Origin of the sequence: Phyllobacterium zundukense, assembly GCF_002764115.1 — a bacterium.
GTDB lineage: Bacteria > Pseudomonadota > Alphaproteobacteria > Rhizobiales > Rhizobiaceae > Phyllobacterium > Phyllobacterium zundukense.
Genome location: NZ_CP017940.1, coordinates 3,304,771 through 3,319,718, shown reverse-complemented (window position 1 = coordinate 3,319,718; position 14,948 = coordinate 3,304,771). Strand labels below are relative to the sequence as shown.

At 57.9% G+C, this 14,948-nt stretch carries 13 protein-coding genes and 1 riboswitch; of the genes, 11 read left to right on the top strand and 2 right to left on the bottom strand.

Translation table 11 applies throughout. From position 1 onward, the window contains the following. The first annotated feature begins 218 nt into the window (after positions 1-218). On the top strand, positions 219-2,204 hold the full coding sequence (locus BLM14_RS16675; protein ID WP_157929547.1) for a S10 family serine carboxypeptidase-like protein: 1,986 nt from the start codon (positions 219-221) through the stop codon (positions 2,202-2,204). A gap of 271 nt (positions 2,205-2,475) precedes the next feature. Beyond that, the gene (gene gyrB / locus BLM14_RS16670; RefSeq protein WP_100000417.1) at positions 2,476-4,917 is read left to right on the top strand and encodes a DNA topoisomerase (ATP-hydrolyzing) subunit B; all 2,442 of its coding nucleotides are present in this window, start codon (positions 2,476-2,478) and stop codon (positions 4,915-4,917) included. Between the two features lie 65 nt (positions 4,918-4,982). Here the strand turns inward: gyrB and brnA are convergent, their stop codons facing one another. Beyond that, entirely contained in the window at positions 4,983-5,198 is a 216-nt protein-coding gene (brnA, locus tag BLM14_RS16665; protein ID WP_100000416.1) for a type II toxin-antitoxin system BrnA family antitoxin, read from the bottom strand. Continuing rightward, complete coding sequence (locus tag BLM14_RS16660) at positions 5,185-5,448, bottom strand: BrnT family toxin (RefSeq protein WP_100000415.1); 264 nt, start codon at positions 5,446-5,448, stop codon at positions 5,185-5,187. Before BLM14_RS16660 ends, brnA begins: the two co-directional genes overlap by 14 nt. 282 nt (positions 5,449-5,730) lie before the next feature. Here BLM14_RS16660 and BLM14_RS16655 point away from each other — a divergent pair, with 282 nt between their 5' ends. From BLM14_RS16655 to thiD, 9 genes are all read left to right on the top strand, one after another. Beyond that, on the top strand, positions 5,731-6,801 hold the full coding sequence (locus BLM14_RS16655; RefSeq protein ID WP_100000414.1) for a dipeptidase: 1,071 nt from the start codon (positions 5,731-5,733) through the stop codon (positions 6,799-6,801). A 40-nt stretch (positions 6,802-6,841) separates the two neighbouring features. After that, positions 6,842-8,449 (top strand): ABC transporter substrate-binding protein, encoded by a 1,608-nt coding sequence (locus BLM14_RS16650; RefSeq protein WP_100001413.1) that lies wholly within the window; start codon positions 6,842-6,844, stop codon positions 8,447-8,449. A 27-nt stretch (positions 8,450-8,476) separates the two neighbouring features. Further along, the gene (locus tag BLM14_RS16645; RefSeq protein WP_100000413.1) at positions 8,477-9,544 is read left to right on the top strand and encodes an ABC transporter permease; all 1,068 of its coding nucleotides are present in this window, start codon (positions 8,477-8,479) and stop codon (positions 9,542-9,544) included. Next, positions 9,541-10,470, top strand: a complete 930-nt coding sequence (gene nikC / locus BLM14_RS16640) for a nickel transporter permease (protein ID WP_100000412.1) — start codon at positions 9,541-9,543, stop codon at positions 10,468-10,470. Before BLM14_RS16645 ends, nikC begins: the two co-directional genes overlap by 4 nt. Beyond that, positions 10,467-11,300, top strand: coding sequence for an ABC transporter ATP-binding protein (locus tag BLM14_RS16635; protein ID WP_100000411.1), 834 nt, complete (start codon positions 10,467-10,469; stop codon positions 11,298-11,300). The genes nikC and BLM14_RS16635 overlap by 4 nt, the downstream gene beginning before the upstream one ends. Then, complete coding sequence (locus BLM14_RS16630; RefSeq protein ID WP_100000410.1) at positions 11,297-12,055, top strand: ABC transporter ATP-binding protein; 759 nt, start codon at positions 11,297-11,299, stop codon at positions 12,053-12,055. Before BLM14_RS16635 ends, BLM14_RS16630 begins: the two co-directional genes overlap by 4 nt. Before the next feature lie 150 nt (positions 12,056-12,205). Next, positions 12,206-13,159 carry a TadE/TadG family type IV pilus assembly protein gene (locus BLM14_RS16625; RefSeq protein WP_100000409.1) on the top strand — a complete coding sequence of 318 codons (954 nt, stop codon included), beginning with the start codon at positions 12,206-12,208 and terminating at the stop codon, positions 13,157-13,159. Between the two features lie 48 nt (positions 13,160-13,207). Continuing rightward, positions 13,208-13,310: riboswitch (TPP riboswitch) on the top strand. Positions 13,311-13,376: 66 nt separating this feature from the next. Beyond that, positions 13,377-14,042 carry a thiamine phosphate synthase gene (gene thiE, locus BLM14_RS16620; RefSeq protein ID WP_100000408.1) on the top strand — a complete coding sequence of 222 codons (666 nt, stop codon included), beginning with the start codon at positions 13,377-13,379 and terminating at the stop codon, positions 14,040-14,042. Beyond that, positions 14,039-14,866, top strand: coding sequence for a bifunctional hydroxymethylpyrimidine kinase/phosphomethylpyrimidine kinase (thiD, locus tag BLM14_RS16615; protein ID WP_100000407.1), 828 nt, complete (start codon positions 14,039-14,041; stop codon positions 14,864-14,866). Before thiE ends, thiD begins: the two co-directional genes overlap by 4 nt. The last annotated feature ends 82 nt before the right edge of the window (positions 14,867-14,948 follow it).

The window sequence follows — 14,948 nt, the reverse complement described above, 5'->3', positions numbered from 1 at the left end:
GTTCTGCGGTGGTTTCGCCTTGACGCCAAGGCGCGAATGAGGTCTGTTTCGACGCATATTTTATGCGCCCTGATGACTGCAATCACAGACAATTTTTCAGATATTCAATTTCAACCGATCTTTATTGTGAGGCTTTTTCATCATGCTTTTTCGCCTGTGCTGGCTTTTGCTGGCGGTTTTCCTTGCATCGTGTAGCGGATCGGATTCGGAGGAGGATCATGCCGCCAGCACGTTTGAAACTCTGTTTGAATGGCCCCGGCCACCGACGCCGAGCCCCGATCGGCATACCCTCCTTTTGGAGCGATCCCGATTACGGGCCAGAGGGCAATTTCGGTCCGCGCGATTTTACCGAAACGCCAACCAGCAACGTGCACACGATTTACTTGAATGGCAATGCGATACAATTCGCGGTAACTGCCGGTCATCTGAAGGCGGAAGGTTCGCGCTACCCCTCGGCGAGCAGCCATGGGAAGGCAGCAATTTTCTATACTGCCTATACGCGCGATGAACTGCCCAAGGGCACGCGGCCGGTGACGTTCATTTTCAATGGCGGGCCCGGCGGCGCGTCGGCCGTGCTTGACCTGAATTTTCTTGGACCAAAACGGATCGACTGGAATGCACCCCAATCGGCAACTTTGCCCCTAGTCGACAACCCCAACACTTTGCTCGAAAAGACCGACCTCGTCTTCGTTGATCCAGTCGGTACTGGATATTCCAAGGCGGTATATCCCAGTCGGAACGATGAATTCTGGAGCGTCGATGAGGACGCAAGCGTGCTCACCGATTTCATCATCCGTTACATCAATGCCAATCATCGTCAGGAATCGCCCAAATATATGTATGGAGTTTCGTATGGGGGCATTCGCGCTCCAGTCATCGGACGGATGCTCTTGGAAAGCGGGACAGCCAAATATGCCGACAAGAAAAATTCAAAGAACGTTCTCACCGGTTTGATCCTGAACTCGCCGATGCTCGACTATGAGGCAGACTGCCTGTCGAGTTATGTATCGTGCGGCGGTTCGGTTCCGACCTACGCAATGGTCGCTGACTATCATAAAAAATCAACAGAGCGCAGCGGCAGGCCAATCGAGACATTTCTGGCTGACGTCCGCCCCTTTGTCCTGAAATACAATGACAACTATAAATCGTCGTTCAGTGGCGTCGATCAACGAGCGCCCGATCGTTCAAAATGGGAAGCTTTCCTCAAACAACCTGAGGCGCCGCCCTTCCTCAACAGGCTCTATCAGCTAACGGGGATAGGCAAAATTTACGAGCCTGGCGATAACGCTTCCAACAACCCCTGGATAGCCGAACCAAACATGGACAGCTTTGAATTCGGCTGGTTTTTCGAGGCAGGCAAAGACAGGAAACTCTTGCTTGCCGACGGGCGGGAGACCATTGCATTTGACGATACCGATTTCGCAATTGACCGTGAATCCTATTTTTCCCCGCTTGCTCAACGCTATCAAGAGCAGTTTATCGGCTACTATTCCAATTTGCGTTATATGAGGAGCAACGGTGAAATCATCGGCAAGTGGGATTTCTGGTCACATCATCCCGATGATCTGGTCAATCCTGGCAGGTTTGTGTCAAGTGTTCCCGATCTTTCCGAGAGCATTAGCCTCAAACCTGATTTGAAGATTTTGGTTCAGCACGGATATTATGACCTGAATACGCCTTTCCATCAGTCCGAACTTGTTCTTGCCGCATTGCCGGAAGCGATGAAAGTGCCGGTTAAACTGTATGAAGCCGGTCACGGTATTGGTCCTGAAGATGGCCCAAAGGACAAACTCTTCCTCTACACCCGAGTGCGGAACGACCTTAACGCATTTTATGATCAGCCTGCAGGCATGCTGACTGCCATGTGGTCACCTTCTCGGGGCGCCGAACCGCCATCAAAGCGCTCGAAACAAGGCGCGGTTCCCCTTACCCGCGAAAGCGTAAGCGCCGCCGTCGACGCGCGCATCAGAGCCCTTTTCGATCGTGCGGCTGACCCCGCGATACAGCTCGTTACCCTCAGTTCGGCGGAAAAGTCGGGCGTGGGTTACTTCATCGGTCAATTTGCGGATATGGACCGGGACAGTGACGGAGCGCTCTCCTTCAAGGAGGTCAAGGGTTTTTTCGACGCGCAGTCGCCAATTGCGAAGCCTGAATCGAAGGCGCAACAGGGTATCGAAAAGCAGGAGATTCAGATCATAGAGTAACGCAGATTGTGCGCGGGATCGGAGCAGGTGGGACAAAAGCAGTTGTTGCCTGTTCGTCGCGCCGGTTACTCGATCGGTCTTTGACGCGGGAACGGGTATAAATCGTCAAAAAGTCCACCAATTGGCCATGATCCGTGGATAGAGCGGGTCTCATGAATTGGAAAAACCGACATTAAACACTATATCTAGGACTGTAACCGGGCATGATTCGCCCGGGCTATGATATAAGGACGGGCGCCCCGTTCCCCTTCCAGGAAAAGATTGAATCTACATGAGTGATACACCCGAGCTGACAGTCGAAACCTCGCCGGAGTACGGTGCGGAATCCATCAAGGTTCTCAAGGGGTTGGATGCGGTTCGCAAACGGCCCGGCATGTATATCGGTGATACGGACGACGGGTCCGGCTTGCACCACATGGTCTACGAAGTCGTCGACAATGCCATCGATGAGGCACTGGCGGGCCACGCGACGCGCGTCACCGTGACGCTGAATCCCGACGGTTCCTGCACGGTGACCGACAACGGCCGCGGCATTCCGACCGATATGCACTCCGAAGGCGTATCGGCCGCCGAAGTCATCATGACGCAGCTGCATGCCGGCGGCAAGTTCGACCAGAACTCCTACAAGGTTTCCGGCGGTCTACATGGCGTCGGCGTTTCGGTCGTCAACGCGCTCTCCGTCTGGCTGAAGTTGAAGATCCGCCGCCAGGGCAAGATCCACGAGATGAGCTTCACCCACGGCGTCGCCGATGCGCCGCTCAAGGTTACCGGCGATGCGGGCGAGGAGACGGGAACAGAAGTCTCGTTCCTGCCGTCGACCGACACATTCACCATGGTCGAGTTCGACTTCAAGACGCTCGAACACCGCCTGCGCGAACTGGCCTTCCTCAATTCCGGCGTGCGCATCCTGCTTGCCGATCGCCGGCATGCCGATCCGGTTGACCTGGAGCTGTTCTATGAGGGCGGCCTGACCGCCTATGTGCGCTATCTCGACCGTTCGAAGAAGGAACTGGTCAACGAGCCGATCTATATTCGCGGCGAACGCGATGACACCACGGTGGAAGTCGCCATGTGGTGGAATGACAGCTACCACGAGAACGTCCTCTGCTTTACCAACAACATTCCGCAGCGCGATGGCGGCACGCACCTTGCCGGTTTCCGTGGCGCGCTGACGCGTCAGATGACCGGCTATGCCGAGACGTCGGGCCAGGCAAAGAAGGCAAAGGTCACGCTGACCGGCGACGACTGCCGCGAAGGCCTGACGGCCGTGCTTTCCGTCAAGGTACCGGATCCGAAATTCTCGTCGCAGACCAAGGACAAGCTTGTTTCCTCGGAAGTGCGCGCGGTCGTCGAAAGCCTCGTTAACGAAGCGCTCTCGACCTGGCTCGAAGAGCACCCGGCGGAAGGCAAGATTCTTGTCGACAAGGTCATTCAGGCGGCCTCCGCCCGTGAAGCAGCGCGCAAGGCGCGCGACATCACCCGCAAGAACTCGCTCAGCATCAGCTCGCTGCCGGGCAAGCTTGCCGATTGCCAGGAAAAAGACCCGGCCAAGTCCGAAATCTTCATCGTCGAGGGTGACAGCGCGGGTGGTTCCGCCAAGGGCGGCCGTTCACGCCAGAACCAGGCGATCCTGCCACTGCGCGGCAAGATCCTCAATGTCGAGCGCGTCAAGCTGGACCGCATGCTCTCCTCCGACCAGATCGGCACGCTGATCCTGGCGCTGGGCACCAGCATCGGCAAGGATGAGTTCAATCCGGACAAGCTGCGCTATCACAAGATCATCATCATGACCGACGCCGACGTCGATGGCGCACATATTCGGACGCTGCTCTTGACGTTCTTCTTCCGCCAGATGCCGGAACTGATCGAGCGCGGCCACATCTATATTGCGCAGCCGCCGCTCTATAAGGTGTCGCGCGGCAAGTCCTCGCAATATATCAAGAATGAAGCCGCCTTCGAGGAATTCCTCATCGACTCGGGGCTTGAGGAAGCATCGCTCGAATTGAGCACCGGCGAAGTGCGGACCGGTATCGATCTGCGTGCCGTGATCAATGACGCGCTTGCCGTGCGTCATCTGCTGCAGGGGCTGAACACCCGCTATGACCGCGCGGTCGTCGAGCAGGCGACCATTGCCGGAGCGCTCAATCCGGAAGCCATCTCCGATACGGTAAGGGCGCAAAGCCTGGTGACGGAAGTCGCCGGTCGCCTCGACCTGATTGCCGAGGAAACCGAAAAGGGCTGGACCGGCCGTCTTGCAACACCGGACGACGGCCTCGACGGCTATATCTTCGAGCGTTCGCTGCGCGGCGTGAAGGAAACGGTCACTCTCGACATGGCACTGATCGGCTCTGCCGATGCGCGTCAGCTCGACCGCTATTCGGGCCGGTTGCATGACATTTATGCCAAGCCGCCAGTCCTGCGCCGCAAGGAAAAGTCCGATTCAGTTGCCGGCCCGATTGCACTGCTGGAGGCTGTGTTTGCCGCCGGGCGCAAGGGCCTGTCATTGCAGCGCTACAAGGGTCTCGGCGAGATGAATGCCGACCAGTTGTGGGAAACGACGCTCGATCCCAATGCGCGCTCGCTACTGCAGGTTAAGGTCAACGACGCCACCGACGCCGACAGCCTGTTCTCCAGGCTGATGGGCGACGATGTGGAGCCCCGCCGCGAGTTCATTCAGGACAATGCGCTGAGTGTGGCCAATCTGGATGTTTAGGAATGGATCGGTGGTGCAGTGATTTCAATGCACCACTGTTTATTCGGATAGCTAATCGAAGAACCCTAACCCAGACGTTCGGCGATCCAGAGCTTGATAAGGGCTTGTCGGGTCACGCCAAGCCGCCGGGCCTGTCTGTCCAGACCTTCCACTACCCATATGGGAAAGTCGACATTTACCCGCTTGAGTTCTTCGTTGGGCCGGCGGGCCTTCGACCAATCCACCTGTTCGGCAATATCTGCCCCCTCGTCGAAATTGCGGTCAAAATCACTCGTTTTCATAGTATTCGATTTCCTGTCTTCGGGCCCGGCGAACCGAAATGATGCGAACCTTATCGCTTCTGTGAACGCATATTGCTGACCAATGCTTGCCTCTGAGTAAGCCAATTACGAGAAAACGCGGCTCTCCATCCAATTTGGCTGGAGCTTCCAGCATCCGTTCATCTTTCCAGAGCGATTGTGCTTCCTCAAAATCAATACCGTGTTTGATTTTATTGGACGCGCTCTTTGCCGGATCGTACTCAAACAGCATGGATCAGTATTGGTATAAGAAATATACCATTTCCGCACATGTGTCGACGAAAATATCGGGTTCGATGTTTGGTCATGCCTGATGCTATCGTTTGACACCAACCACCACCACGACCTGCAGGTTGAATCGAACCCCCGCGTTTTTATACTTTTGTACAATTACTCTCTTGCCTGTTCGTGAGCGTCATGATCTTTTGTCGAAAAGGAAGTGAGGTTCCGGGGATTGGCCACGATTACCCGGCGAACATGCGGACTTTTCAAGCCAATCTAATCGGGAATAGAAATGCAGCCTGTCTTTGATGGTCACAACGATGTGCTTTACCGGTTGTGGAAACATTCGAGAGACGGGGCCGACCCGGTTCAGGAATTCATCGAAGGCACGAGTTCCGGCCATATCGACAAGATCAGGGCGCTCAAGGGCGGTTTGATCGGCGGCCTCTGTGCCATTTACGTCCCTTCCGGCGATCTTGCCTTCAAGGCGCCCGATGCCAACGGCCATTATTCGACACCGCTTGCTGCGCCGCTGGAGCGCGCGCCCTCGCTCGATATCGCGCTTGAAATGGCTGCGATCGCCCTGAAACTGCAGCGGGCCGGCGGCTGGAAGCTCTGCCGCAGCACCGCCGAGATTGCTGAATGCATGCGCACGGACATGTTTGCCGCTGTTCTCCATATGGAGGGTTGCGAGGCAATTGGCGCGGACCTGGCGGCGCTCGATGTTTTCTACGCGGCGGGGCTGCGTTCGCTCGGCCCGGTCTGGAGCCGCAACAATATCTTTGCCCACGGCGTGCCCTTCGCCTATCCGATGGATCCCGATACCGGTCCCGGTCTGACATCCGCAGGTGAAGAGCTGATCGAGGCCTGCAATAGCCTCGGTATCCTCATCGATCTCGCGCATATCACAGAGAAAGGTTTCTGGGATGTGGCGCGCATCAGTGAGCAGCCGCTCGTCGCCAGCCACTCCAATGTCCATGCTCTGACACCTGTCGCGCGCAACCTGACGGACAGGCAGCTCGATGCGGTGCGCGAAAGCAAAGGGCTGGTCGGTCTCAATTATGCCGTCGCGATGCTGCGTCCCGATGCACGGGAAAATGCCGATACGCCGCTCACCGATATGGTTCGCCACATCGACTATATGGTGAACCGCATGGGCATCGACTGCGTGGCGCTTGGTTCTGATTTTGACGGTGCTAAAATCCCGGGAGAAATTGCTGACGCAAGCGGCAACCAGAATCTTGTCATGGCGTTGCGCGATGCCGGATATTCGGAAGACGATCTTGCAAAGATCTGCCGTGAAAACTGGCTGCGCGTATTGCGCGTCGCCTGGCACGAAGAAAACCAAGAAACGGAGGCCTAGGATCTAGGCCAGAGCTCTAAAACAGGGAACCAGTACAATGTTGATGACCAAGATGAACCCAAAATTCCGGCTTCTGCTCGGTGGTGCGGCAGTCTCCGCCATTCTGCTTTCCGGTGTGCCGGCTTTCGCGGAAACGCCTGCCGATACGCTGGTCGAAGCCTTTGCCATCGACGATGTTATCACGCTCGATCCCGCTGAGGCTTTCGAGCTTACAATGGGCGAAATCAACGGCAATACCTATGACAAGCTTGTTCGGCTCGATATCAACGATCCTTCGAAGATCGTTGCAGATATCGCCGAAAGCTGGACCGTTTCCGATGACGGCCTGACCTACACGTTCAAGCTCAAGCCGGATCTGAAATTCGCTTCGGGCAACCCGATCACCGCCGAGGATGTCGCCTATTCGTTCGAGCGCGCCATCAAGCTCGACAAGAGCCCGGCTTTCATTCTGACCCAGTTTGGCCTGAAGGCCGATAATGTTGCCGAGAAGGCCAAGGCAACCGATGCGTCAACCTTTGTCTTCACCGTGGATCAGCCCTATGCGCCGAGCTTCGTGCTGAACTGCCTGACCGCGACCGTCGCGTCCGTCGTCGACAAGAAACTGGTCTCCGAACACGTTGTCAGTGACGATTTCGGCAATGCCTGGATGAAGACGGGCTACGCCGGTTCCGGCCCGATGAAGATCCGCGACTGGCGCGCCAACGAGATCATCGTTCTGGAGCGCAACGACAATTATTATGGCACCAAGGCGTTGCTCAACCGCGTCATCTACCGCCACGTCAAGGAAAGCGCGGCGCAGCGCCTGCTGCTCGAAAAGGGTGACATCGATGTTGCCCGCAATCTCGAGCCAAACGATCTGGAGCAGGTCGTCAAGAACAAGGATATCACGACTGTCAATGCGCCGAAGGGTACGATCTACTATTTCAGCCTCAACCAGAAGAACCCGAACCTGGCGAAGCCAGAAGTGCGCGAAGCACTGAAATACCTCGTCGATTATGACGCAATCGGCGAAAAGCTGATCAAGGGCATTGGCGAAATCCACCAGACCTTCCTGCCCAAGGGCATCCTCGGCGAACTGGACGAGAACCCCTACAAGCTCGATGTCGAGAAAGCCAAGGGCCTGCTTGAAAAGGCAGGGCTCAAGGATGGCTTCTCTTTCACCATGGATGTACGCAACAACCAGCCGGTGACCGGCATTGCCGAATCCGTGCAGCAGACCATGGCGCAGGCCGGCGTGAAGCTGGAAATCATCCCGGGCGATGGTAAGCAGACGCTGACCAAATATCGCGCCCGCACCCATGACTCTTACATCGGCCAGTGGGGCGTCGATTACTGGGATCCGAATTCCAATGCGGAAACCTTCACCACCAATCCGGATAATGCCGATACGGGTACCAACAAGACCCTGGCATGGCGCAATGCCTGGGATGTGCCGGATCTGACCAAGGAAACCAAGGCAGCCCTGCTCGAGCGTGATGGCGCCAAGCGTGCGCAGATGTATCAGGATCTGCAGAAGAAGGTTCTCGAAACCAGCCCGTTCGTGCTGATTTTCCAGCAGACCGAAGTTGCAGGTCTTCGCGCGAACCTGAAGGGTTTCAAGCTCGGACCTTCATTCGATACGAACTACGTCTTCAACGTATCGAAATGATCGGGGGTTACCCCGAGAGCTGAGAGAATGAGCAGTACCGAAACACAATTGGAGTCCAGGCGTACAGGCGCCTGGGCCTCAAATCTCTTATGGGCGATTGGCAGGTTTCTGCTGATCGGCGCCATCACATTTCTGGGGCTTCTTGCCGTCACGTTTTTCATAGGGCGGGTCATACCGATCGATCCAGCGCTTGCCATTGTTGGCGACCGGGCGCCCGCGCATGTCGTGGAACGCGTGCGAGAGGAATATGGCCTCAACCTGCCGATTTACCAGCAGTTCGTGATCTATATAAAAGACGCATTGCAGGGCAATTTCGGCAATTCGGTACTGACCACCAATCCCGTCATGACCGATATCAGGCGGGTCTTCCCGGCAACCATGGAGCTGGCCACATTCGGTACGCTCATTGGTGCCTTGTTCGGTGTGCCGCTCGGCGTGCTGGCCGCAGTCAAGCGCGGCAGCATCATCGATCAGATCGTCCGCATCATCGGCCTTATCGGCTATTCGGTGCCGATTTTCTGGCTCGGGCTGCTGGCCCTGCTGGTATTCTACGCAAAGCTCGGCTGGACCTCCGGCCCTGGCCGTATCGACGTGGTCTACGAATATACATTCACTCCGATCACCGGCTTTTACCTGCTCGATGCGATCTTGCAGCGCAACTGGGATGCGTTCTGGAATATTTTCAGCTTCATCATCCTGCCTGCGTCGCTGCTCGGCTATTTTTCGCTCGCCTATATCAGCCGCATGACGCGCTCTTTCATGCTCAACGAGCTTGAACAGGAATATATCGTTGCGGCGCGCGCCAAGGGCCTGTCGGAAACCCGCATCATCTGGGGCCACGCGCTGCGCAACGCGGCTGTTCCGCTGGTGACGGTGATCGCGCTTTCCTATGCCGGACTGCTGGAAGGCTCTGTCCTCACCGAGACCGTATTCTCCTGGCCGGGACTTGGCATGTACATCACCAATTCGCTGCAGAACGCCGACATGAATGCGGTGCTGGGCGGAACCATCATCATCGGCACGGTCTTCGTTGCCATCAATCTGTTGTCCGATGTCCTGTATCGGGCGCTTGACCCACGGACGCGCGCGCGATGAGTGAGCTTTCTCCTACCAAACCCTTCTCGCGCCGCGAATGGCTGATGAGCGACCGGCCGCAGTCGCGTATGCAGGCAAGGCTTGGCCGCGCCTATCTGGTCTGGAGCCGCTTCGCCAGCAACCGGCTGGCCGTTGTCGGCCTCGCTATCATCATCGCGCTGCTGCTGGTTGCGGCCTTCGCCAATGTGCTTGCCCCGCACTCGCCGGTAGCAGGCGATCTGCGCAATGCGCGCCTGCTGCCGCCCGGCGGCGAATACTGGCTCGGAACAGACGATCAGGGGCGCGATATCCTCTCGCGCCTCATTTATGGTTCGCGGTTGACGCTCTATGTCGTCATCCTCGTTGCCATTATCGCCGCGCCCATCGGGCTGCTTGTCGGCACGATCGCCGGCTATGCCGGGGGCTGGGTCGATTCCATATTGATGCGCATTACCGATATTTTCCTCGCCTTCCCCAAGCTCATCCTGGCACTGGCCTTTGTGGCTGCACTTGGTCCCGGCATCGAAAACGCCGTCATCGCCATCGCCATCACCTCTTGGCCGCCCTATGCGCGCATCGCACGGGCCGAAACGCTGACAGTGCGCAATTCCGACTATATCGCCGCGGTGCAGCTGATGGGTGCCTCGCCGACGCGCATCGTCCTGCGCCACATCATGCCGCTGTGCCTGTCCTCGCTGATCGTGCGGGTGACGCTCGACATGGCAGGCATCATCCTGACCGCCGCAGGGCTCGGCTTCCTAGGCCTCGGTGCGCAGCCGCCGCTGCCCGAATGGGGCGCGATGATCGCCTCCGGCCGCCGCTTCATCATGGATCAGTGGTGGGTGGCCGCAATGCCAGGCTTTGCCATCCTGACTGTCAGCCTCGGCTTCAACCTGCTTGGCGATGGTCTGCGCGACGCCCTCGATCCGCGAGGTAGCAACCAATGAGCACGATGCTTAACGTCGAAGACCTGCGGGTCCAGTTTCCGACCCGCACCGGTGTTATCGATGCGGTGCGCGGGGTTTCCTTCACCCTTGGCCGTGAACGTCTTGGCATTGTCGGCGAATCCGGCTCCGGGAAATCACAGACCGGCCGGGCCATCATGGGGCTGACGCCACCCCATGCGAAGATTACTGCCAGGACATTGAATTTCGATGGCATCGACCTGCTCAGCGCATCGGTGAAGCAGCGGCGGGCACTGCGCGGCAATCGCATTGCCATGATCCTGCAGGACCCGAAATATTCGCTCAACCCGGTCATGAGCATCGGCCGGCAAATCGTCGAAACCTTGCGGACGCACGAAAAGGTAAGCAAGGCCGAGGCGCGCAAGCGTGCGCTCGATATGCTTGCCGCCGTACAGATCCGAGATCCGGAGCGGGTCTATGATTTGCACCCGCACGAGGTCTCCGGCGGCATGGGCCAGCGCGCCATGATCGCCATGATGCTGATCACCGGGCCCGAACTGCTGATTGCCGACGAGCCGACCTCGGCGCTTGATGTTACCGTGCAGTTAGATGTCCTGCGCATACTCGACGATCTGGTGCGCGACCGCGGCATGGGGCTGATCTTCATCTCGCATGATCTGCGTCTCGTCTCGTCCTTCTGCGATCGGGTCATCGTCATGTATGCGGGGCGTATCGTCGAGGAAATCGCCGCGACGGACCTGCACAAGGCGAAACATCCCTATACGCAAGGCCTGCTCAACTGCATGCCACAGATCGACAATGACCGGCATCCGCTGCCAGTACTCGACCGCAAGCCGGAGTGGGCGGCATGATGAATGCGCTGACGACTGAAAATCTCGAAGTGGTGTTCAACCGGTTTCGCGCTCTGCGCGGTGTAAGCATCGAGGTGTCGCCGGGCGAATCCTTCGGTCTTGTCGGTGAGTCCGGTTCCGGAAAATCCACGCTCCTGCGTGCCGTAGCAGGCCTCGCGCCAGTCAGTGGCGGGACGATTACCGTCAACGGCAAGACGCTCGGCTCGACGCGGACCAAGGCGTTCTACCGCGAAGTGCAGATGGTGTTCCAGGATCCTTATGGTTCGCTGCACCCGCGCCAGACAGTGGACCGGCTGTTGCTGGAGCCGCTGGTCATCCATGGCTTCGGCGACATCGAAAAGCGCATCCTGCGCGCACTGGATGAAGTGGGGCTCGGATCGAGTTTTCGCTTCCGCTATTCGCACCAGCTCTCCGGCGGCCAGCGCCAGCGCGTTGCCATCGCCCGCGCTCTGATCCTGGAGCCGTCGATCCTGCTTCTGGACGAACCGACCTCGGCGCTCGATGCCTCGGTCCAGGCGGAGGTCTTGAACCTGCTTGAGCAAATTCGGCGCGACCGCAAGCTGACATTCGTCATGGTCAGCCATGATCTGGCCGTCGTCACCCATATGTGCGACCGCTTGATGGTGATGCAGAATGGTGCAGAGGTGGAGCGTCTGACAGCATCGGAGCTGGCCAAGCGCAAGGTGACGCAGGAGTACACGCGAAACCTGCTGGTGGCGAGCCAGGGGTTTGTCCGGCCGGACGCAGCGCTCTAGGGCAGAAACTTTCATATGATTTTTACCATTTCGGTAATGAATCCGCGGAAATCGCGTCTCGGCACCCCGATCGTGAAAATCTGAACGAATTTCCTAAGCGGGCATTTACTCCAGGAAATCAATTGTTCCACTCAACGACTGGAGTGGGACATGAAGCGTTTTCGAGATTTCCTGAAAGACCGCAGCGGGGCCACGGCCCTTACATTCGCATTGATGCTCGTGCCGATCATGGGGATGACCGGGCTTGCTGTCGACTACAGCGTCGCGACCAATGAACGGGCCACGTTGCAGGATGCTGCCGATGCGGCGGCGCTAGCTGGTGCGTCAGTATTTACCGGTGCAAACAAGCAAGCTGCCGAAGATCGCGCAAGGGCTTATCTGAAGGCAAATCTCGGGATGGCCAAATACGGTGCAGTCACAGTCAATTTCAGCGCTGCGAACCAGCGAATAACCGTCAGTCTCGCTGGGCAGACTCAAACAACGTTCATGCGTATCCTCAATCAGGACACGATGGCGGTTGGTGTCAATGCGCAGGCATTGGCACCCCTGAAGCCAAGCAGTGCTACAATCAAGGTCGATAATATCTACGGTCACTGGTTCAAGCGCGTCACCGTTGTTGCCGTAAAAAACGGCGTTGAGACCACTGTTGGAACGGTTGTGTATCAACCCACAGATCACAGCTTTGAGAGTGGAAGAGGCACCGGTACAACCGTTCCGACAAAGGATCAGATGACAACGATCACGCTTTCAGATTACGACAGCGTCTATTTGAAAATGCAAGTCAAGGAAGACGGCTGTGATATAGGATATCGCAATCCCGACGCATCGAAAACGATTGTTAAATGTGTAGTTGACGCGAAGAAGACCAGTTACAACAGGACGTATACGACAAACAATAAGGACACGGTACATTATCTCTTTGTCGACGGGAAACAGCTTCCCCCTCAGTCAACGCCACCCCTCACGGACATTTTCAGCTGTGACGGCGGAACTCATAAGCATGCTTGGGAAGACGGAGGTGGTTGGGCGAAACAGGACGTCTTCTACACCGTGACATCGGCCTGCAAATCCGTCGATGGCGAACTTGTCCGTCTGACACACTGATCAACCGAGCGGCGCAATTGACTTTGATCTTGCGCCGCTCCATCATGACTTCATTCCGAGGGGGGCACTGTACAGTGCTGAGATAGCGTCGAGCTGGACCCTTGAACCTGATCCGGGTTATGCCGGCGTAGGAACGGGAATTGAGCATTCTTCACGCCCTCTGCCTTGTCTTCGCACATATCCGGATCTCCAACCTGTTCACGATGGAGTCCAGACTGTGCGACCAAAAGTAGATTTCCGGCTGAATGCCATCGTCGATGTCGACGCGATCGGCGGCGACAAGGATCTGGGCGAGCTTGCACTTGCAGCCGCCCGTGGCGGCGCCACGATCATCCAGTACCGCGACAAGAATTCACCGACGCGCTCGATGGTCGAGCGGGCGCGGGCAATCCATGCGGCGCTGAAGGGCACGGGTGTGACGCTGGTCATCAATGACCGCATCGACGTGGCGCTGGCTGCTGGGGTCGAGGGTGTGCATATCGGCCGCGAGGATATGACTGTCGGCGATGCCCGTGCCTTGCTTGGACCGGGTGCGATCATTGGCCTGACCGTTAAAAACGAAGCCGACGCGCAGGCAGCCATCCAGGGCGATATCGACTATGCCTGCATTGGCGGTCTGTTCGAGACACCGGCCAAGCATAATCCCGACGGTCCGATCGGCTTCGACGGCTTCAGCCGCCTGGCGCCGATCATCCGCAGGGTGAAACCAAGCCTGCCGATTGGCGCTATCGCCGGCATAGACCTTGAGCGGACGCCGCCTGCCATTGCTGCCGGAGCGGACGGTGTCGCGGTCATTTCGGCGATCTTCCGCCAGGCCGATCCGCAAGGCGCAGCCGCTGCCTTGCGCGCCGTGGTCGATGCATCGCTCAAGGAGCGGGCATGACCGCAATCGCCCCGACCGCCATTGCCATGACCATTGCCGGGTCCGACAGCGGCGGTGGGGCGGGAATCCAGGCGGATCTGAAGACCTTCTCGGCGCTCGGCGTCTATGGCACGAGCGTGCTCACCGCCATCACCGCACAGAACACGCGCGGGGTTACCGCCATCGAGAATTTGTCACCCGGCATTATCCGCGCCCAGATCGACGCGGTGCTGTCGGATATCGACGTGCAGGCGATCAAGATCGGCATGGTTTCGACGGTCGAGACAATCGAGACCATAGCAGGGGCGCTCGAGCATTGGGGTCGAAGGGCCGTGCTCGATCCGGTGATGGTGGCGACGTCGGGCGACCGCCTGCTGCAACCGGAGGCGATTGAAGCTTTGCGGCAGCGACTACTGCCGCATGCACTGGTGCTGACGCCCAACCTGCCTGAAGCGGCTTTGCTGACGGGCGAAGCCATCGCGGCAGACGAAGCGCAAATGGCACGGCAGGCGGAGCGGTTGCTGGCACTTGGCCCTGCGGCTGTGCTGATCAAGGGCGGTCATGCGAAGGGCGAATTGAGCACCGATCTGTTATTTGATGGCGAGACAGTGCATCGCTTGTCGAGCCCGCGCATCGCGACCAATCATGATCATGGCACAGGCTGCACGCTGGCAGCGGCGATTGCTGCCGGGCTGGCGAAGGGCGCGGATTTGCGCGGGGCGGTGGGGCAAGCGAAGGCGTATCTGACGGCGGCGATGGCCGCTGCCGATGATCTCAGAGTGGGGCAGGGACGCGGGCCGGTGCACCATTTTTACCGGTGGTGGCCGGCGTCGCAGCCGTCATGATGTCCTGCCGCTCGAATGGCAGGGGAACCACCGCCGGAAGCACGACCTGTTCCTCGACATAGGCAAGTTGCGTCGGTGTCGT